At 55.3% G+C, this 18,173-nt stretch carries 16 protein-coding genes; 8 read left to right on the top strand and 8 right to left on the bottom strand.

Annotated elements, in window-relative coordinates:
- Positions 1-92 precede the first annotated feature (92 nt).
- Positions 93-428 (bottom strand): universal stress protein UspB, encoded by a 336-nt coding sequence (gene uspB / locus J5067_RS19200; protein ID WP_264651790.1) that lies wholly within the window; start codon positions 426-428, stop codon positions 93-95.
- Between the two features lie 524 nt (positions 429-952).
- Here uspB and uspA point away from each other — a divergent pair.
- Together uspA and gdhA are read left to right on the top strand one after the other, a co-directional pair.
- Positions 953-1,387: a universal stress protein UspA gene (gene uspA, locus J5067_RS19195; RefSeq protein ID WP_252317672.1), complete on the top strand. Its 435-nt coding sequence runs from the start codon at positions 953-955 to the stop codon at positions 1,385-1,387.
- Positions 1,388-1,827: 440 nt separating this feature from the next.
- Positions 1,828-3,171 carry an NADP-specific glutamate dehydrogenase gene (gdhA, locus tag J5067_RS19190; RefSeq protein WP_264645383.1) on the top strand — a complete coding sequence of 448 codons (1,344 nt, stop codon included), beginning with the start codon at positions 1,828-1,830 and terminating at the stop codon, positions 3,169-3,171.
- Between the two features lie 182 nt (positions 3,172-3,353).
- Here the strand turns inward: gdhA and J5067_RS19185 are convergent, their stop codons facing one another.
- Genes J5067_RS19185 through J5067_RS19170 form a run of 4 tightly spaced genes read right to left on the bottom strand, consistent with a single transcriptional unit; the run spans position 3,354 to position 8,215 of the window.
- Complete coding sequence (locus J5067_RS19185) at positions 3,354-4,601, bottom strand: LVIVD repeat-containing protein (RefSeq protein ID WP_264651789.1); 1,248 nt, start codon at positions 4,599-4,601, stop codon at positions 3,354-3,356.
- 11 nt (positions 4,602-4,612) lie between these two features.
- Complete coding sequence (locus J5067_RS19180) at positions 4,613-5,680, bottom strand: sugar ABC transporter substrate-binding protein (RefSeq protein WP_264651788.1); 1,068 nt, start codon at positions 5,678-5,680, stop codon at positions 4,613-4,615.
- 22 nt (positions 5,681-5,702) lie between these two features.
- Positions 5,703-6,698: an ABC transporter permease gene (locus J5067_RS19175; protein WP_264651787.1), complete on the bottom strand. Its 996-nt coding sequence runs from the start codon at positions 6,696-6,698 to the stop codon at positions 5,703-5,705.
- A complete protein-coding gene (locus tag J5067_RS19170) occupies positions 6,695-8,215 on the bottom strand; it encodes a sugar ABC transporter ATP-binding protein (RefSeq protein ID WP_264651786.1) in 1,521 nt (506 codons plus the stop codon). The genes J5067_RS19175 and J5067_RS19170 overlap by 4 nt, the downstream gene beginning before the upstream one ends.
- A gap of 280 nt (positions 8,216-8,495) precedes the next feature.
- Here J5067_RS19170 and J5067_RS19165 point away from each other — a divergent pair, with 280 nt between their 5' ends.
- From J5067_RS19165 to J5067_RS19145, 5 genes are all read left to right on the top strand, one after another.
- Positions 8,496-9,584, top strand: coding sequence for an oxidoreductase (locus tag J5067_RS19165; RefSeq protein ID WP_264651785.1), 1,089 nt, complete (start codon positions 8,496-8,498; stop codon positions 9,582-9,584).
- Between the two features lie 113 nt (positions 9,585-9,697).
- Positions 9,698-10,303, top strand: coding sequence for a CDP-alcohol phosphatidyltransferase family protein (locus tag J5067_RS19160; protein ID WP_264651784.1), 606 nt, complete (start codon positions 9,698-9,700; stop codon positions 10,301-10,303).
- A 43-nt stretch (positions 10,304-10,346) separates the two neighbouring features.
- Positions 10,347-12,107 carry a bifunctional alpha/beta hydrolase/class I SAM-dependent methyltransferase gene (locus J5067_RS19155; RefSeq protein WP_264651783.1) on the top strand — a complete coding sequence of 587 codons (1,761 nt, stop codon included), beginning with the start codon at positions 10,347-10,349 and terminating at the stop codon, positions 12,105-12,107.
- Positions 12,104-13,390, top strand: a complete 1,287-nt coding sequence (locus J5067_RS19150) for a phosphatase PAP2/dual specificity phosphatase family protein (protein ID WP_264628042.1) — start codon at positions 12,104-12,106, stop codon at positions 13,388-13,390. The genes J5067_RS19155 and J5067_RS19150 overlap by 4 nt, the downstream gene beginning before the upstream one ends.
- Positions 13,366-13,773 carry a hypothetical protein gene (locus tag J5067_RS19145; protein WP_264628041.1) on the top strand — a complete coding sequence of 136 codons (408 nt, stop codon included), beginning with the start codon at positions 13,366-13,368 and terminating at the stop codon, positions 13,771-13,773. Before J5067_RS19150 ends, J5067_RS19145 begins: the two co-directional genes overlap by 25 nt.
- A gap of 16 nt (positions 13,774-13,789) precedes the next feature.
- On the opposite strand, the gene rsmJ is transcribed toward J5067_RS19145, so the two are convergent.
- The 3 genes from rsmJ to J5067_RS19130 all read right to left on the bottom strand — a co-directional run bounded on the left by rsmJ (position 13,790) and on the right by J5067_RS19130 (position 17,125).
- Positions 13,790-14,536: a 16S rRNA (guanine(1516)-N(2))-methyltransferase RsmJ gene (gene rsmJ / locus J5067_RS19140; RefSeq protein WP_264645392.1), complete on the bottom strand. Its 747-nt coding sequence runs from the start codon at positions 14,534-14,536 to the stop codon at positions 13,790-13,792.
- The gene (gene prlC, locus J5067_RS19135; RefSeq protein WP_264651782.1) at positions 14,533-16,575 is read right to left on the bottom strand and encodes an oligopeptidase A; all 2,043 of its coding nucleotides are present in this window, start codon (positions 16,573-16,575) and stop codon (positions 14,533-14,535) included. Before prlC ends, rsmJ begins: the two co-directional genes overlap by 4 nt.
- A gap of 235 nt (positions 16,576-16,810) precedes the next feature.
- Complete coding sequence (locus J5067_RS19130) at positions 16,811-17,125, bottom strand: DUF2623 domain-containing protein (RefSeq protein WP_264628823.1); 315 nt, start codon at positions 17,123-17,125, stop codon at positions 16,811-16,813.
- Between the two features lie 190 nt (positions 17,126-17,315).
- On the opposite strand from J5067_RS19130, the gene J5067_RS19125 reads away from it, so the two are divergent.
- Positions 17,316-18,158: a 23S rRNA (adenine(2030)-N(6))-methyltransferase RlmJ gene (locus J5067_RS19125; RefSeq protein ID WP_264651781.1), complete on the top strand. Its 843-nt coding sequence runs from the start codon at positions 17,316-17,318 to the stop codon at positions 18,156-18,158.
- The last annotated feature ends 15 nt before the right edge of the window (positions 18,159-18,173 follow it).

The following is an 18,173-nucleotide window of genomic DNA, read 5'->3' as shown; positions in this document are numbered from 1 at the left end:
CCATCAGGGTTGAAACCGCACGTAATAAAAAGGCGATTCGAGAGAATCGCCTTTTATCTTTGTTGGTTACACATTGTTAAATACCCAATCGATCAATACCACATCAACATGGACACCAGACTCACCAGAATGAGTCCGCACAGTGCGGAGGTCAGCATAAACTGGCCTCGTACTCGCTCACAGCGGCGCATAAACGCCTCATCGTGGTGTTCCAGATAGCGTTGTGCGTAAATGTAGCGAACCAGACGAATCTGCTTACTGGGTTGTCCGTGGGAAGTGAAAAACCCCCCGCCATCCACATACTGGTACAACAGCGGGTCGCAATCGCGAAGGATCATCAGCAGTACGCGCAAAGAGGAATAATAGCGCGCCATGTTGATGACACAGACGATGCATAAGGCCCAGAAAAGCGCAAATGTACTGATCATGCTCCCCTCCCGGATAATGTTATTCGTCAGAACGAGGATGTGGTGAACATCCTACGGCGTTTCTGCGAATCGTTTTGCCACACGTTCATTACGCGATTTTATAGAGGCTCAGCAACCGAATGGCACGTTGATATCCCCCTCATTGTTATTGTAGAAGAGGAAAACAGATTTTTGCCACAGAGTGACCAATATCAAATAATTTTGACAATTTTCTCTACTCTTTTTCTCGGTTTTGCAGTGGATCGTTGGTAATCCGGGCGAGATAAGGAGCCGTTTCTACTACACTTATCAATGAGTACGAGAATTTTACGGTCAGATCGCCGTTGATGTGAGCTGCTATTCCGCCAACGCGCCAGCGCTGTGCGGGGCATCTCGCAGAATGAGGTAAATATGTGGCGGTGTGATCTGCTGAACATAACGAAAATCGGCAGGGGTGGTATTCTATAGCCAAGCCGTTAAGTATCAGATTAGCAGGCGGAAAAATCTGCTGAACCATTAATGTGCCTTTACGGAAGGAGCTTATTATGGCTTATAAACATATCCTGATTGCTGTTGACCTTTCTCCAGAAAGTAAAGTGTTAGTGGAAAAGGCGGTCTCGATGGCAAGGCCGTACAATGCCAAAGTCTCGTTGATTCATGTCGACGTCAATTACTCCGATCTCTACACCGGCCTGATCGACGTAAATCTGGGCGACATGCAGCAGCGTATTTCTGAAGAAACGCAAAACGCGTTGACCGATCTCTCTAAAAACGCCGGTTATCCGATTACGGAAACCCTGAGCGGCAGCGGCGATTTGGGGCAGGTATTGGTGGATGCCATCAAGAAATATGATGCGGACCTAGTGTTATGCGGGCACCATCAGGACTTCTGGAGCAAGCTGATGTCCTCTGCGCGTCAACTGATCAACACTGTGCATGTGGACATGTTGATCGTTCCGCTGCGTGATGACGAAGAGTAACCTCTTCGTTCTCTTCCTATCCCCGGCCTTAAGCCGGGGATAGTTTTGGCAGGTGCATTTTTTTGCACATTGACCGATTTTTTAGTCGATCGCATTTTTTTACCTTCCCTCTGTTAATCGCCTTTTTGTGCACTGAATTGCACTTTCTTTTGTTATATAACAGAAACTTATGACAAACTTTTATCATTTTTTATGCGAAGTTAAGTGCCTATCTCATTGGTTTTTAAGCATATAAGACGTTAAAAAACGCTTGCTTGAATATCCACCAGCAGTGCTATAGTCGAAGCGGCACAACATCATTCAACCGCGATCCCACAGGCTTTTAACGTGCATAACTCTCACCGTTTTCACGCGGCCAAGCATTTTGCTGCGCGTGAAAGGGTGCGGGATAAAAAAAGCACAGTCCACCGGACGCTTTCTCTTTTTTGCAGGAGTTGGTAATGGCTCAATTAGTCTCTCTGGAAAGTTTTCTCAATCAGGTTCAACAGCGCGACCCGCATCAGCCGGAGTTTGCTCAGGCGGTCAGGGAAGTTTTCTCTACCCTGTGGCCGTTTCTGGAACAGAATCCGCGTTATGCAGAGCAAAGTCTGCTGGAACGTCTGGTGGAGCCAGAGCGTGTTATTCAGTTTCGCGTTGCCTGGACCGATGACAAAGGTCAGGTGCAGGTAAACCGCGCCTGGCGCGTGCAGTTCAGTTCCGCCATTGGTCCGTATAAAGGCGGGATGCGTTTCCACCCTTCGGTGAACCTCTCCATCCTTAAATTCCTCGGTTTCGAGCAAACCTTTAAAAACTCGCTGACCACGTTGCCGATGGGCGGCGGTAAAGGCGGCTCCGATTTCGATCCCAAGGGCAAAAGCCAGGGTGAAGTAATGCGTTTCTGTCAGGCGCTGATCGCGGAACTGTATCGCCATCTGGGGCCGGACACCGACGTGCCTGCCGGAGATATCGGCGTGGGCGGTCGTGAAGTGGGCTTTATGACCGGGATGATGAAAAAGCTGACCAACAACACCGCGTGCGTGTTTACCGGCAAAGGGCTCTCTTTTGGCGGCAGTCTGATTCGCCCGGAAGCGACAGGGTATGGGCTGGTGTATTTCACCCAGGCGATGCTGGAGCGTCACGGCCTTGGTTTTGAGGGCATGCGTGTTGCGGTATCGGGTTCAGGCAATGTGGCGCAGTATGCCATTGAAAAAGCGTTGTCCCTGGGCGCGCGCGTAATTACCGCTTCGGATTCAAACGGCACGGTGGTGGATGAAGCGGGCTTTACGCCGGAGAAATTGGCGCTGCTGGAGGATATCAAAAACCAACGCTATGGCCGTGTGGAAGATTATGCGCGTGAAGCGGGTCTCACGTATCTGCCGGGCCAAACGCCGTGGAACGTTCCGGTGGACATCGCGCTGCCGTGCGCCACGCAGAATGAGCTGGACCTGACCAGTGCCAAGACGCTGATTGCTAACGGTGTGAAAGCCGTGGCCGAAGGGGCTAACATGCCGACCACCATTGAGGCGACGGACGCCTTCCTGGAGGCCAACGTGCTGTTTGCGCCGGGCAAAGCGGCAAACGCCGGTGGTGTGGCGACCTCTGGGTTGGAAATGGCGCAGAATGCGGCGCGTATGGGCTGGAAAGCGGAGACAGTAGATGCGCGTCTGCACCACATCATGCTGGATATCCACCATGCGTGCGTGGATTTCGGCGGCGAAGGCCAGCACACCAACTACGTGCGCGGCGCGAACATCGCGGGCTTTGTGAAAGTGGCGGATGCGATGCTGGCGCAAGGCGTGGTGTAACGATATCGCCTCGTGAGGCTATCCCCGTTTAGATTTGGGCGGGGATTTCTGTGAGTGCCGTGAAGGTTTCGTGCGCGTGCGATGCAAATAACCGCGCGGGTTAACGCACACGAAACATCAACGGTCTTGCAGAGAGACGCTTCTTTTCCCCGGCGTTCTCCGTCATAACGGAGAAAATAGCCTCAGCCCAAATACTCAATAATCGAGAGCCCACCGTTGTAATCCGTGCTGTAGATAATGCCCTGTGCATCCACAAACACATCACAGGACTGAATCACTCGCGGGCGGCCCGGACGGGTATCCATCATTTTCTCTGGCGCAGCAGGCACCAGTGCGCCGGTTTCCACCGGGCGATACGGGTTGCTGATATCGTAAGCACGAACGCCTGCGTTCTGGTAGGTGGCGAAAATCAGCGTCGAGCTGATGAAGCTGCCCGGTCGGTTCTCATGCAGGTTATGTGGCCCGAAGTGCGCGCCTTTGGCAACGTAGTCCACTTCATCCGGCTGCGGAAAGGTGGAAATGCTGACCGGATTGCTCGGTTCGCGAATGTCGAACAGCCAGATTAGCTTCTCGCCATCTTCCTGATGGTCCAGCACCGCCTCATCCAGTACCACCAGCAGATCGCGATCCGGCAACGGCAGCGCGGTGTGGGTACCGCCGCCGAACGGTGGGCTCCAGTTGCGGTGGCTGATCAACTGCGGCTGATGGCGATCGCTCACGTCCAGCAGCGTCAGACCACCGTCACGCCAACTGGCGTACGCGGTATCGCCGCTGATAATCGCGTGGTGCAACGCATAGCGTTTCCCTTCCGGCCAGTTGGGCGTTTCGCCTGCGGCGCTGTGCATGCCCGGCAACCACCAGCGCCCGGCCACTTCCGGTTTACGCGGATCGGCAAGATCGATGGTCAGGAAGATATAATCACTAAAACCGTCCAACAGCGCAGAGACGTAGGCCCAACGTCCGCCGACGTACCAGATACGGTGAATACCAATGCCGTTCAGCGACAGAAAGCCGATTTCTCGCGGCTTATCCGGCGTTGAGATATCGAACACGCGCAGTCCTGCGCTCCAGCCTCTGTCTTGCACGTCACTCACCGTATCGGCAACGGAGCGCGTGTAATAGACCTTTTCATCGGCAAAGCGGGTGTCGGCAAACAGATCGCGTGCGTTAATCACCAGCAGCAGATCGTCATGTGCCTGCAAATGCACATTCCAGGTGCCGGGTGGGGCGGGCACGTAAACCGCCGCCTTGGGGTTTTTCGCATCGCGCACATCGACGATGGAGAACCCCTGTGACACCATGTGCCCGATATAAGCGTAGCCGCGATGGACCATCACCTGTACGCCGTCCGGCCGACCGCCCTGATCGCTATGCCCGATCAACCGCATATTGCGGCTGTAATCGGGATGCGACAGTTCCTGCTTTGCCATGCTGTGGTTCCTTATTTTTTCTGTTTGGCTTCCAGCGTCGCGAACCACGGTGCAATGAAATCATCGCTCTGGCCCCAGCCGGGAATGATGTTGCCGAGTGAAGAGACGTTCACCTGCCCCGGTTGGCTTACCAGCAGCGCCTGTGGAATGGTGGCGGCTTTGAAATCATAGGTTGCCGGGGTGGTCTCGCCAGCAATCTTGTTGGCAATCAGGCGCACGTTGGTGGCACCGATCAGTTTCGGGTCAACTGCCACGCTGACTTTCCACGGGCTGTTGGCTTCGCGCATCAGTTGCACATCCTGATTGGAGATATCGATGCTGTAGAGTTTGATCTCGGTGCGGCCATTCTCTTTCAGCGCCTTGTAAGCCCCCTGACTGAAGGCATCCCAGGTGCCCCAGATGGCGTCGATCTTGCCTTTCGGGTATTTCGCCAGCACTGCGCCCACTTTGTTGGCGGTGTCACCTTGTACGTCAGAAGAGACCGCACCAATGGATTCCAGCTCTTTGATGCCAGGGTGATCTTTCAGGATATTTTGGTAGGCCGCCTGACGGCGCTCCATCGGCGGGAACCCGGCTACCCACAGCTTGATGATGTTGGCCTGACCGTTGAAATCCTTCACCAGTTGGCCGAAGGAGAGCTCAGTCAGCGACGCGTCATCCTGCTGAGTCACGGTCACGCCGGGAATAGTGCCATTAACGGCGGTATCGAAAGTAGACACCGCAATGCCGCTGTCAACGATGCGCTGAACCAGCGCAGTAGAGTACGGGTCGCGGCCCTGAGACAGGATAATCCCGTCGTACTTCTGGCTGATGGCCTGATTAACGAAATCCTGAAAACGTGCATCGTCGCCGTTGCTCAGGAAGGTATTAACGGTGAACCCCAGTTTTTTCCCTTGCTGGATGGCTCCCGCAATAAACTGGGTGGTGTTATCGTCGGAGCCCAGATTGCGGATGACGGCGATGCGAATCGGTCCGTCATGTTTGGCGATAGCGTCCGGCACCGGCGTAGGCGTGGCTGCATAGGTGGGGGCGATGGTCAGCAGGCTCAGCGCCAGCAGTGAAAACGTCAATTTTTTCATTATAGTTTCCTGTCTTTCGGGATTAACGGCGTTGAACGTAAGTGATTGCCAGAGCGGCGGCCAGCACCAGCCCTTTAATAATGTCCATGGCGTAGTAGGGAACGGAAAGCATCACCAGCCCGTTTTGTAATACGCCAAGGATAACGGCGCCGACCAGCGTACCCAATGCATTGGGTTTACCCGAGCCAGCGAGTGAAAAACCGATCCAGGCTGCTGCTACGGCATCCATCAGGTAACCGCCACCGGCGTTGACCTGCGATGAACCGATGCGCGATGCCAGCAAGATACCGCCCAATCCTGCCAACAGTGAGGCGAGGATATAGGCCGCCACGCGGTAACGGGTGGTACGAATGCCGGAAAGCCGTGCGGCTTCGGCGTTGCCGCCGATGGCATACATGCGGCGGCCGTGTTTAGTCAGTGACAGGCCTAACTGCGCCACCAGCGTGACAGCCAGCATGATAATCACGATGGTCGGCACCTGACCGAGCAGTGAGAAGGCGTCAGGTATTACGCCCTCTGCCATCTCTCCGCTGGGCAGCACCATGTTCTGGGTAATGGAGCCACCGTAGCTGTAGGTCATCGCTACGCCCTGAATCACGAACAGGCTGGCAAGTGTTGCCAACATGTCGGGAATTTTCAGCACTACGATAAGAAAAGCATTAAACAGGCCGACCAGCGTACACAGCAGCAGCGTCACCAGAATCGCTTCCGTGGTGCCAAAGCCGTGCCAGACAAACAGTGAAATCACCAGTGCGTTTGCCAGCGAGGCGGTGGAGCCCACCGACAGATCGAACCCACCCACTGTGAGTGAGATAGAGACGCCAATGGCGATTACTGTGACGATGGCAATCGAGCGCAAAATGTTGATGATGTTGTACGGATCGAGAAAATTGTCGGATGCAATACCGAACAGTGCAATCAGCGCGACAACCGTCAGCAGCATTCCCCACTTGTAGAGAAAATCAAACAGCTGTTGGCGGCCCGAAACTGTCGCCTTAAGGGAAAGTGCTTTGCTCACGCAGGGGTTCCTCCGGTGGAGTAAAGTAAAAGGGTCTCTTCGCTGGCTTTGCGGCCATCCAACTCCGCCACAATGCGGCCATCCCACAGCACGCAAATGCGATCGCACAGCCCGACCAACTCGGCGAATTCGCCGGAAGCGTAAATCACGCCTTTGCCTTCGCGAGCCAGTTGATCGATCAAGAGAAAGAGATCGGTTTTGGCTTTCACATCAACGCCTTTGGTTGGCTCATCGAAGATCAGCACGTCGGCATCGTTGCGCAGCCATTTGCCAATCGCGACCTTTTGCTGATTGCCGCCTGACAGGCGACGCAGCGTCTGTGCTGGCCCGGTGGTTCGCACCCCGAGACGAGAAATAATCTCCTGTGCCCAGCGCCATGCGCGCCGATGATTGAAAAGGCTCCAGCGGGAAAAGCTGTCGTCGGCGCTGATGCTCAGGTTCATCGCCACCGACTCGTCAATAAAAATGCCTTCTTTGCGACGCTCTTCCGGCACCAGAGCAATGCCTGCGGCGACGGCATCCGCCGGCGTGGTCGGCTGCCAGGGCTTGCCGCGCAGTTCACCGGCTCGCACGCGGCTGGTGCTGGCACCAAACAGCGCTTTGCACAATTCAGTTTTTCCTGCGCCTGCCAGCCCGGCAATGCCAAGAATTTCGCCTCCGCGCAGCTGCAACGAGATATCGTGCAGTAAGGTATTGTCATGCAGGCCCTCAATCGCCAACAGTGCCTTGCCGGTTACCGCCGGGCGGCGTGGCGGATAGATATCGTTCAACGCATGGCCGAGCATCTTTTCGACGATCGCTTCGCCGCTGAGCCCGGCCATTGGGCTGCTTTCAATCAGGCGGCCATCGCGCAATACCGTCATGCGATCGCAAATCGCTTTTAGTTCATGAATACGGTGCGAGATAAACACCACGCCGATACCGCTGTGCTGTAAGCGGCGCACCACGCTGAACAGACGCTCACTTTCATGCTGATCGAGCGGTGCCGTGGGTTCATCAAGGATCAGGAAGCGGCAATGGTGGGAGAGGGCGCGCGCCAAGAGAATCTGCTGCTTTTCGGCCAGTGAGCATTGCTCGATACGGCGACGCACGTCCAGATCGACACCCAACAGCGCCAGCGCGTTGCGCGCACTGTGGCGGATGTGTCGCCAGCGATAGCTGTGCCCCGGCTCTGCCAACTGATCGAGCATAATGTTTTCCGCCACGCTCAGGCCTGGCACTAACGCGACGTCGACTTCCTGCTGTACCAAATGGATGCCGAGCTGCTTGGCCTGACGCGGTGTGCGAATCTCAACCGGTTCTCCGTCAATAACAACGGTGCCCTGATAGTGCTCATGCGCACCGGACAGAACCGCCATCAGCGTTGATTTGCCTGCGCCATTGGCACCGGTCAGCGCGTGGATAGAACCGCCTTCCAGCGTGAAATCGACCTGCGTCAGCGCAGCGAAGCCGGAAAAGGCGATGGAAATCCCCTGCATTTCCAGTTTGTGTGGCGTTGGCCGATGTGTGTGCGTCATGACGGTCATCCCAGGAAAAAAATCATCTGATCGGCCAGATCTTTCACGGGGTGATAACGCCTGGCAATGAACGAAAACGCATAAGATAAAGCAAAATGTTATTAGCCGTCCAGATGTCCAGACGTAACATGAGGATAATTCATAAAACAGGCGGTTACAGCGCAACATGAAAAAAATGCATTATGATGCGCTCGATGTTTATAGCCATCCAGAAGTCTGTTTGTGATATGGTAGTGATTATTCACCCGATGACAGTCAACACACAATAGGATTTAGCACCATGACCAGCACGGCAATTCGCGTGGTAACCGGCCCCGCCAACTACTATTCCTACCCCGGCGCGTTGCAGGAGCTGGAGAACCTTTATACCCCGGCACAGCTGGAAAACGCGGTCTGGATTTATGGTGAACGGGCGATTGCGGCGGCTACCTCATTTTTGCCCGCAGCGTTCACCCTAGCCGGTGCGAAGCACATTGCTTTTGGCGGCCATTGCAGCGAAAGTGCGGTGGGGCAGCTTTGTGCACAAGCGGGTGACGATCGTCAGGTGGTGATCGGTGTCGGCGGCGGCGCGCTGTTGGACACGGCTAAAGTGGTGGCGCGCCGTCTTGGCGTACCGCTGGTGGCTATTCCCACCATCGCCGCCACCTGTGCCGCCTGGACGCCGCTTTCCGTCTGGTATAACGATGAAGGTCAGGCGCTGCGTTTTGAAATTTTCAACGATGCCAACCATCTGGTGCTGGTGGAGCCCACTATCATTTTGCGCGCGCCGCAGGAATACCTGCTGGCTGGGATCGGCGATACCTTGGCGAAATGGTATGAGGCGGTGGTGTTGAGCCCGCAGCCGGAAAATCTGCCGCTGACGGTGCGTTTGGGCATCGAAGCGGCGCTCTCTATTCGTAATGTGCTGCTTAACAGCAGCGAACAGGCGTTGGCCGATCAACGGCGTGGCGAACTGACGCAGGCTTTCCTTGATGTGGTCGATGCGATTATCGCTGGCGGTGGTATGGTCGGCGGATTGGGCGAACGCTACACCCGCGTGGCTGCGGCACATGCGGTGCATAACGGGTTGACCACCTTACCGCAAACCGAGCGTTTCCTGCACGGCACCAAAGTGGCTTATGGCATTCTGGTGCAAAGCGAACTGCTCGGGCAGCGCGACGTGACCGAGCAGTTGATTGCGGCGTTTGCGCGTTTCAACTTGCCCACCAGCCTTAAAGCGCTGGATGTGGATATCCAGAATCACGCTGATGTGGATAAAGTCATTGCGCGCACGCTGGCTCCGTTCGAATCGATCCATGCGCTGCCTGTGCCACTGAGCGCTGAAAACCTGCGTGATGCCATTGAGCGGGTTGAGGCGTTGTCGGTGTAGCAACGCTTGGCGTCGTAAATTCTGATTTTGCGGATAAACAATGGAAATCACTACTCTTCATCTGGTTGATTGATACACAATGATGAAAATGTTCGCATTATCAGAGAACCATAATGACGCTTTATCAGGTAAAACCCGCCTTTCAGGCATGTTTACGCCCATTAATGTTTTGGTTGCACAAACACCACGTTACTGCCAACCACGTCACGATCTCAGCCGTTGCACTGTCTATTATCACCGGTGCAGCGCTCTTTATATTTCCTGATCCTGCCCTGTTCGCCCTTCTGCCCGTGGTGTTATTTGTGCGGATGGCACTCAACGCACTGGATGGCATGTTGGCACGCGAGTGTCATCAACAATCGAAGCTTGGCGCCATCCTTAATGAAACCGGTGATGTTATCTCTGATATCGCGCTGTATTTGCCGTTTATGCTGCTTCCCAACAGCCATGCGCTGCTGGTTGTGGTGATGCTGCTTTGTGCGCTGATGACGGAGTTTTGTGGCGTGCTAGCGCAAACCATCAATGGGGTACGCAGCTATGCTGGCCCGTTGGGCAAGAGCGACAGGGCGCTGGTCTTTGGTGCCTGGGGGCTGGGGCTGGCTATCTGGCCGCAGCTTACCGTGTGGAATAATGCCGTGTGGGGCATTGCAACCCTACTGCTGCTGTGGACCGTGGTGAATCGCTGTCGGAGTGTGTTAGGCGAAGAGCGGGTAAATTGATACTGTTGGACAACCCACCGGCAAATATAAGGACATTATTCTCATGAGCAATTTACGGACGGCGGACGAGCGGTTTTTTTTGACCAGTGATAACACCGAACTGTTTTATCGCCACTGGCCTGCAATGTCAGTGGGCGCAACGCCCAAGGTGATGGTCTTGTTTCATCGAGGGCATGAGCATTCCGGGCGACTGCAACACATTGTTGATGAACTGGCGATGCCGGATACCGCATTTTATGCCTGGGATGCCCGTGGTCATGGACGTTCTCCCGGTCAGCGTGGCTATAGTCCCTCATTGTCTCGTTCAGTGCAGGATGTTGACGAGTTCGTCCGTTTTGCCGCTGATGATAGCCGGGTTTCAATGGAGGATGTGGTGGTGGTGGCGCAAAGTGTCGGTGCGGTGCTGGTTGCCACCTGGGCGCATGATTACGCACCGCCCATTCGCGGCCTGGTGCTCGCATCGCCTGCATTCAAGGTTAAATTGTATGTACCGTTTGCGCGCCCGGGTCTGGCGTTGATGCATCGCCTGCGGGGCCTGTTTTTCGTTAACTCCTATGTGAAAGGCAAATATCTGACACACGATGCGCAACGTGTGGAGAGTTTTAACCAAGACCCACTGATTACCCGCCCCATTGCGGTGAATATTCTGCTGGATCTCTACAACGCGGCGGAACGCATCGTCAGCGATGCCAGTGCCATTACCTTGCCTGTGCAACTGCTGGTTTCCGGCACCGATTACGTGGTGCATCGACAGCCGCAGATTGATTTTTATCAGCGTCTGCGTAATCCCATTAAAGAACTGCATGTATTGCCGGATTTTTATCACGACACGCTGGGCGAAAAAGAGCGGCACCTGGCTTTCGACAAGATGCGCGGCTTTATCGATACGCTGTACGCCATGCCGCCACAGCGTTTTGACTACAGTAATGAAGATCGCTGGAGCCATGGTGCTGATAGCTGGCAGATGCTACGCGGCGGGCCGGAGCCTTACTCGCTGGACGATATCGCGTATCGTGGTTTGCGTTATGGCATGAAGATGCTGGGCACGCAGTCCACGGGCGTCCGTTTGGGGTTTGAAACCGGGTTTGATTCCGGAAGTACGCTGGATTATGTCTATCGAAACCAGCCTCAGGGAAGCAGCGCGTTGGGGCGTCTGATCGACAAGCAATATCTCAACAGCGTGGGGTGGCGAGGGATCCGTCAGCGCAAAATCCACCTCCAGATGCTGATTCAGCAGGCGGTTACGGCACTGGTTGAAGAGGGAAAAACGGTCCGAGTGGTCGATGTTGCCGCTGGGCACGGGCGCTATGTTCTTGATGCGCTGGAAGGTGATGCTGCGGTGAGCGAGATTTTGCTGCGTGACTACAGCGAACTGAACGTAAAGCAGGGACAAGAGATGATCGCCTCTCGTGGTATGGGGGGGCATGCGAGATTTGAACGTGGCGACGCCTTTAACCGCGAAGAACTGGCATCGTTGGAACCTCGCCCTACGCTGGGTATTGTCTCTGGTTTGTACGAGCTGTTCCCTGAAAATGCGCTGGTACGCAACTCCCTCGCCGGACTGGCAGAGGCGATTGAGCCTGGAGGTATTCTGATCTATACCGGGCAGCCTTGGCATCCACAGCTTAAGACTATCGCGTGGTCACTGACCAGTCATAAGGATGGTAAAGCGTGGGTGATGCGTGTCCGTACCCAGGGGGAAATGGACGCGCTGGTGCGGGAAGCGGGTTTCGATAAATGCGCCCAGTTGATTGATGAATGGGGTATTTTCACTGTTTCCATGGCGGTGCGCCGCGCATCATGACGAGTCAGCGTTCACTCTACTGGCAGGGGTTAGGGTGGCTGACTCTGCTCGCGCCATTCTTCTTCTTAACCTATGGGCAGGTCAATCAGTTTACGGCCGGACGAGAAAATATCGGTAGTCTGGTGTTTGACTGGGAGCGGCACATTCCTTTTATACCGCTGACCATTGTTCCGTACTGGAGCCTGGATCTGCTCTATGGTCTGTCACTGTTTGCCTGCACATCGCTAAAAATGCAGCGACGGCTGGTCTGTCGACTCGTGTTGGCATCGCTCACGGCCTGCATTGGTTTTTTGTTGTTCCCCTTACAGTTTACCTTTACCCGGCCGGAGATCACCGGTCTGGCAGGGTGGCTGTTCGGCCAGCTTGAGCAGTTCGACTTACCGTACAACCAATCGCCATCGTTACACATTATTCTGTGCTGGCTGCTGTGGCGGCATTTCCATCGTCACCTGACAGGCATCTGGCAGAAATTGAATACCTTGTGGTTTTTGCTGATTGCCATTTCAGTGCTCACCACCTGGCAGCATCATTTTATTGATGTGCTGACAGGTCTGGCGCTTGGCATGGTGATCGACTGGCTTATTCCTGATGAAGGCGGATGGCGCTGGCAACGTGCCAGCGGTAAGCGTCAGCAACTTGCCGGGCGCTATTTTTACGGTGCGTTAGTTTGCCTGGCGGGAACGTTTCTGACGCTCTGGCTATGGTGGCCAACGCTGGCGCTGCTGATTGTGGCGCTGGCCTATGGCTTTCTTGGCGTTGATGCATTGCAAAAAGACCACCAAGGGCGGCTATCTCCTGCGGCCTGGTGGTTGCTGTTGCCCTGGCGGACGGGAATGCTGTTCTCTATGCGCCTTTATACTCGACGTTTGCCAGCGATGAATGCAGTTATCGATGGCATATTTTTGGGGACATATCCGCGTCGCCCGCCCGCACAGCGCGCCGTACTGGATCTGACCAGTGAGTTCCCCGGTTCCCGTGCACTTCAGGGCGGGGTTTATCAGTGTGTGCCGATGTTGGATTTGGTCAATCCCGATGAGGCATCACTGCGCGTGGCCGTGGACGCACTAGAGCAATTGCGCTTAACGCAAGGCAGCGTGTTGGTCCACTGTGCGTTGGGGCTCTCTCGGAGCGCGCTGGTGGTTACGGCGTGGCTATTACAGCGTTATCCGGAGTTGTCTGTCACTGGCGCGGTGATGCGGGTACGTGAGGCGCGTCCGCAGGTGGTGTTTACCCCCGAACATATGGAGATGCTGGAGAGATGGAAGAAACAAGTAACAGCATAACAAACAGGAGCGATCTGCAATCACGCTTCGTAGAAAAAACGCTGAACAGCTGGCGTTTCTTCTTGCTTTTGTCCGTTCCGCCGCTGGTGTGGGCCATTTTTACCACACCACCCGGTGCAGTCTGTTTCGTCATCGTACTACTGACGGGGATGGTGTGGTTGGGGTGTTGGCGACTCTGGCTAGACGTGCAGTATTTTACGTTAATCAACCAAGAGAATAACGCGCAGGTTGGTGCGATACTTTGCTTCATCTGGCGACGTGAAAGGCTACAGGCGCTTTCGTTGGTGGAGCGTCAGCAGGGGGCGTTGACACAATGTCGACGCACCCTATGGCTCATTGGTGTTTTATGGATAGTCTGGCTCGTGGCGCTGCTACTACCGTAAGTTGCCTATGTACGCACTACAGCGGCAGATAAAAATCAAAGCGGTGACTTTTGGTGGTCAGCATCGATTGGGCGGCAATGCCCGCCAGCGGCGGGGCGTAATCAGGGCGTTTTACTACCACGCGCTTTTTCGCTAACGCCCGCGCGGGAGCCAGCAGAGCATCGGCATCGTCGTCCGCCCCCACCAGCGATTGAAACACCCGCATCTCTTTCTTTACCAGCGCACTTTTTTGCCGATGGGGAAACATGGGGTCGAGGTAGACCACATCCGGTGGCGGTGTGATATCGCTCAGGGCCGTGTGGCTGGAAGCGTGAATCAGCGTCAATCTTTCGCGCAGCCACGCGCCTATCTCGGCATCTTCATAGCCACGGCGTAAACCATCGTCGAGCAGCGCGGCAACCACCGGGTTACGTTCCAGCATGCGGACATGACAGCCTAACGAGGCCAGCACAAAGGCGTCACGCCCCAGCCCGGCGGTGGCATCCACAACGTCCGGCAGATAATCCTTTTTGATACCGACCGCTTTGGCAACCGCTTCGCCGCGCCCGCCGCCAAAGCGACGGCGGTGAGCCATTGCGCCGGAGACGAAATCGACATAGATAGCGCCAAGCTTTTCTTCATCCTGTTTGCGCAACTCCAGGCGTTCTGGCGTTAGCACCAGCGCCAGCGTCGCGGCGGGATCGTCCTGTAATCCCCAGCGTGCCGCTAATGCATCAAGGGCGCCTCTATCGGCGCCCCCTTCTGTCAGCAGGCTGATGTTCACCCTTTAATACCATAGTGTTGCAGCATGGCATCAAGCTGTGGCTCACGGCCACGGAAGCGCTTGAACAGATCCATCGGCGCTTCGGAACCGCCACGCGACAGGATGTTATCCATGAAAGACTGGCCGGTGGTGCGGTTGAAAATGCCTTCCTCTTCAAAGCGCGAGTAGGCGTCTGCCGCCAGAACATCGGCCCACAGGTAGCTGTAGTAACCTGCGGCGTAACCGCCTGCGAAGATGTGGCTGAAGGCGTGCGGGAAACGATTCCAGCTTGGGCTTGGCACCACCGCAACCTTGGCTTTGACATCGACCAGCGTTGGCAGAATTTGTGCCCCTTTTGCCGGATCGTATTCCGCGTGCAGGCGGAAATCGAACAATCCAAACTCGAGCTGACGCAGGATAAACAGCGCGGCCTGATAATTTTTGGCCGCCAGCATCTTGTCCAGCATGGCTTGCGGCAGCGGTTCGCCGGTTTCGTAGTGACCGGAGATGAACGCCAGCGCTTCCGGTTCCCAGCACCAGTTTTCCATAAACTGGCTCGGCAGTTCGACGGCATCCCACGGTACACCGTTAGTACCCGCGACGCCGGCGGTATCGATCTGCGTCAGCATATGGTGCAAACCGTGGCCAAATTCGTGGAACAGCGTTATCACTTCATCATGGGTGAACAGTGCGGGTTTGCCATTGACCGGACGGTTGAAGTTACACACCAGATAGGCGACCGGTTTTTGCAGTTCACCGTTGCTGTTGCGCAGACGCCCGACACAGTCGCCCATCCAGGCACCACCGCGCTTGTGCTCGCGTGCATACAGATCGAGATAGAAGCTGCCGCGCTGCTCGCCGCTTTCATCAAACAGGTCAAAGAAACGCACTTCCGGGTGCCACACATCCACGTCGTGACGCTCTTTGGCTGTGATGCCGTATATGCGTTTCACCACTTCAAACAGCCCTTCAACCGCGCGTTGCTCAGGGAAATAAGGGCGCAGTTGCTCGTCACTGATGGTGTAGAGGTGTTGCTTTTGCAATTCGCTGTAGTAAGTGATGTCCCACGGTTGCAGTTCGCCAGCGTTATGATGCGCTTTGGCGAAGGCGCGCAGTTGCTCCAGCTCTGCTTCCCCTTGTGGGCGGGCACGCGTCGCCAGATCGTTCAGGAAATCCAGCACCTGCTGCGGATTTTCTGCCATTTTGGTGGCAAGGGATTTATCGGCAAAGCTGTCAAAGCCCAACAGTTGTGCCAGTTCATGGCGCAGCGCCAGCGCCTCGGCCATCACTTCGCTGTTATCCCACTTGCCCGCATTCGGCCCCTGATCGGAGGCGCGGGTCGCATAGGCGCGATACATCTCTTCACGCAGCGCCTGATTGGCACAGTAGGTCATAACCGGCAGATAACTGGGGATATCCAGCGTCAGCAGCCAACCTTCCAGCCCTTTGGCCTCGGCTTGTGCGGCGGCGGCGGCCAGTGCGCTTTCCGGCATCCCTTCAAGCTGCGCAACGTCAGTGATGTGTTTATTCCAACCCATGGTGGCGTCGAGCACGTTATTGCTGTACTGCGCCCCCAGTTCAGACAGACGCGCGGCAATTTCGCCATAGCGTTTCTGTTTTTCCGGCGGCAAACCGATGCCGGAAAGTTCGAAGTCGCGCAGCGCGTTATCCACCTCTTTTTTCTGCGCCACGTTCAATGTGGCGTAGTGGGGGCCTTCTTTCAGGTCGCGATAGGCCTGATACAACCCGGTGTGTTGCCCGACCCACGTGCTGTAATCCGAGAGCAGCGGTAAGCACTGCTCGTAGGCAGCACGCAGCTCAGGGCTATTTTTTACAGCATTGAGATGGCTAATAGGGGAAAACACACGGCCCAAACGATTGTCGCTTTCTGCCAACGGTTGACACAGATTTTCCCAGGTGAACGGCGTGCCCTGCGCGACCACACGCTCAATCTCATTGCGACAGTCCGCCAGAACGGACTGAATGGCGGGGACGATGTCATCGACGTTGATGGCGGAAAACGGGGGCAGCACGAACGGGGTCAATAATGGATTCGTCATATCACGGTCCTATCGTTATGTGTCAGCCAGCGGCAAGGGCCATCGCGCGAACGGCGGCGCTGGCAAAAAAGGGCGAATTATTAATTAACATGAGGCCAGAAAGGGCAAAAATCAATGAACCGGGGAAAATTCCCTGAGCATGTGAAAACCGCGCGTATTGCACACGTCAGCATGGGGTACTGCGCAGATGTTTCACTGCGATGTAGCGGGCAGCGTGAAGAGAGCGGTATTGTGTTTAACGTGCCATACGTACTGCCTCATTCCCTCCCGGCGTATCATAACCGGCATAAAAGTAGACCACGGTTTGTGGGTTGCCGTATTCACTAAAAAACTCAGCGATACGGTCACGCTCCAGCCCATAGCGCCGCGACAGCAGGCCCGCCTCAAACGCGGCTTTTTGCCGATCGCCCACCGCTTCCGCCAGGTTATACGCGTATCCACAGATATAACCGCGTCGATATTCGATACCATGATGCTGAATTTCGCATAATGGCTGGGGCGTTTGGGCTTTAAGCCCGTCCATAACGCCATCGCCAAAGGGGTTTGCCACGATGTTCTCCACTCATTACCGTTATATACTTAATAATATAACGGTCGATCGACCCTTTCGGCAAGGGGGATTGCGAGAGGATTGCGTTATGGTTTTCCGGTGATATTTTCTGCGGCAGAACGTTTATACTGTGCGAGACATGATCTTGCCTTCGGGCACCCCAGCTTATTTCACCGGAACAAAAACCGTTATGTTGAGTTATCGCCACAGTTTCCATGCCGGCAACCATGCCGACGTACTGAAGCACACCGTTCAGAGCCTGATCATTACTGCGCTCAAAGAGAAAGAGAAACCGTTTCTGTATCTGGATACCCATGCAGGGGCCGGGCGTTATCAGCTCAGTGGTGAACATGCGGAGCGCACCGGGGAGTATCTGGAAGGTATTGCCAAACTGTGGCAGCGGGATGATATTCCCGAAGCGCTGACCCCTTACCTGAATGCGGTTAAAGCTTATAACAGCAACGGTACGCTACGTTTCTACCCCGGTTCGCCGCTGATTGCTCGCCAACTGCTGCGCGAGCAGGACAATATCCACCTGACGGAATTGCATCCTAGCGACTTCCCGTTGCTGCGCGGCGAGTTTCAACGTGACGCACGAGCGAAAGTGGTGCGTGAAGATGGCTATCGGCAGTTGAAATCCCAGTTGCCGCCCGCCTCTCGCCGGGGATTTATCCTGATAGACCCCCCCTACGAATTGAAAACCGACTATCAGGCAGTGGTGCAAGGGATTCAGGAAGGTTACAAACGTTTTGCCACCGGCGTGTACGCGCTGTGGTATCCGGTGGTATTACGCCAGCAAATCAAACGCATGCTCAAAGACCTGGAAGCCACCGGTATCCGTAATATTCTGCAAATTGAACTGGCGATGCTGCCGGACAGCGATCGCTATGGCATGACGGCTTCGGGCATGATTGTTATCAATCCGCCGTGGAAACTGCACGCGCAAATGCAAGCGCTACTGCCGTGGTTGCACGGTGTGCTTGCGCCTAACGGCACTGGGCATACGCTGATTGAACAAGTGGTGCCGGAATAAGCTGACAGGTTTTGC

The sequence above is a fragment of the Candidatus Symbiopectobacterium sp. NZEC151 genome, from assembly GCF_025962655.1.
Classification (GTDB): Bacteria; Pseudomonadota; Gammaproteobacteria; order Enterobacterales; family Enterobacteriaceae; genus Symbiopectobacterium.
Note: the sequence above shows the minus strand (reverse complement) of the source record. Positions and strands in the feature narration are given on the sequence as shown.

Coding starts and splice junctions, on each gene's coding strand:
- prlC (WP_264651782.1), bottom strand. CDS start 16,575: ATGACGAATCCATTATTGACCCCGTTCGTGCTGCCCCCGTTTTCCGCC.
- uspB (WP_264651790.1), bottom strand. CDS start 428: ATGATCAGTACATTTGCGCTTTTCTGGGCCTTATGCATCGTCTGTGTC.
- J5067_RS19150 (WP_264628042.1), top strand. CDS start 12,104: ATGACGAGTCAGCGTTCACTCTACTGGCAGGGGTTAGGGTGGCTGACT.
- J5067_RS19180 (WP_264651788.1), bottom strand. CDS start 5,680: ATGAAAAAATTGACGTTTTCACTGCTGGCGCTGAGCCTGCTGACCATC.
- J5067_RS19185 (WP_264651789.1), bottom strand. CDS start 4,601: ATGGCAAAGCAGGAACTGTCGCATCCCGATTACAGCCGCAATATGCGG.
- J5067_RS19170 (WP_264651786.1), bottom strand. CDS start 8,215: ATGACGCACACACATCGGCCAACGCCACACAAACTGGAAATGCAGGGG.
- J5067_RS19165 (WP_264651785.1), top strand. CDS start 8,496: ATGACCAGCACGGCAATTCGCGTGGTAACCGGCCCCGCCAACTACTAT.
- J5067_RS19155 (WP_264651783.1), top strand. CDS start 10,347: ATGAGCAATTTACGGACGGCGGACGAGCGGTTTTTTTTGACCAGTGAT.
- J5067_RS19160 (WP_264651784.1), top strand. CDS start 9,698: ATGACGCTTTATCAGGTAAAACCCGCCTTTCAGGCATGTTTACGCCCA.
- uspA (WP_252317672.1), top strand. CDS start 953: ATGGCTTATAAACATATCCTGATTGCTGTTGACCTTTCTCCAGAAAGT.
- J5067_RS19145 (WP_264628041.1), top strand. CDS start 13,366: ATGGAAGAAACAAGTAACAGCATAACAAACAGGAGCGATCTGCAATCA.
- gdhA (WP_264645383.1), top strand. CDS start 1,828: ATGGCTCAATTAGTCTCTCTGGAAAGTTTTCTCAATCAGGTTCAACAG.
- J5067_RS19125 (WP_264651781.1), top strand. CDS start 17,316: ATGTTGAGTTATCGCCACAGTTTCCATGCCGGCAACCATGCCGACGTA.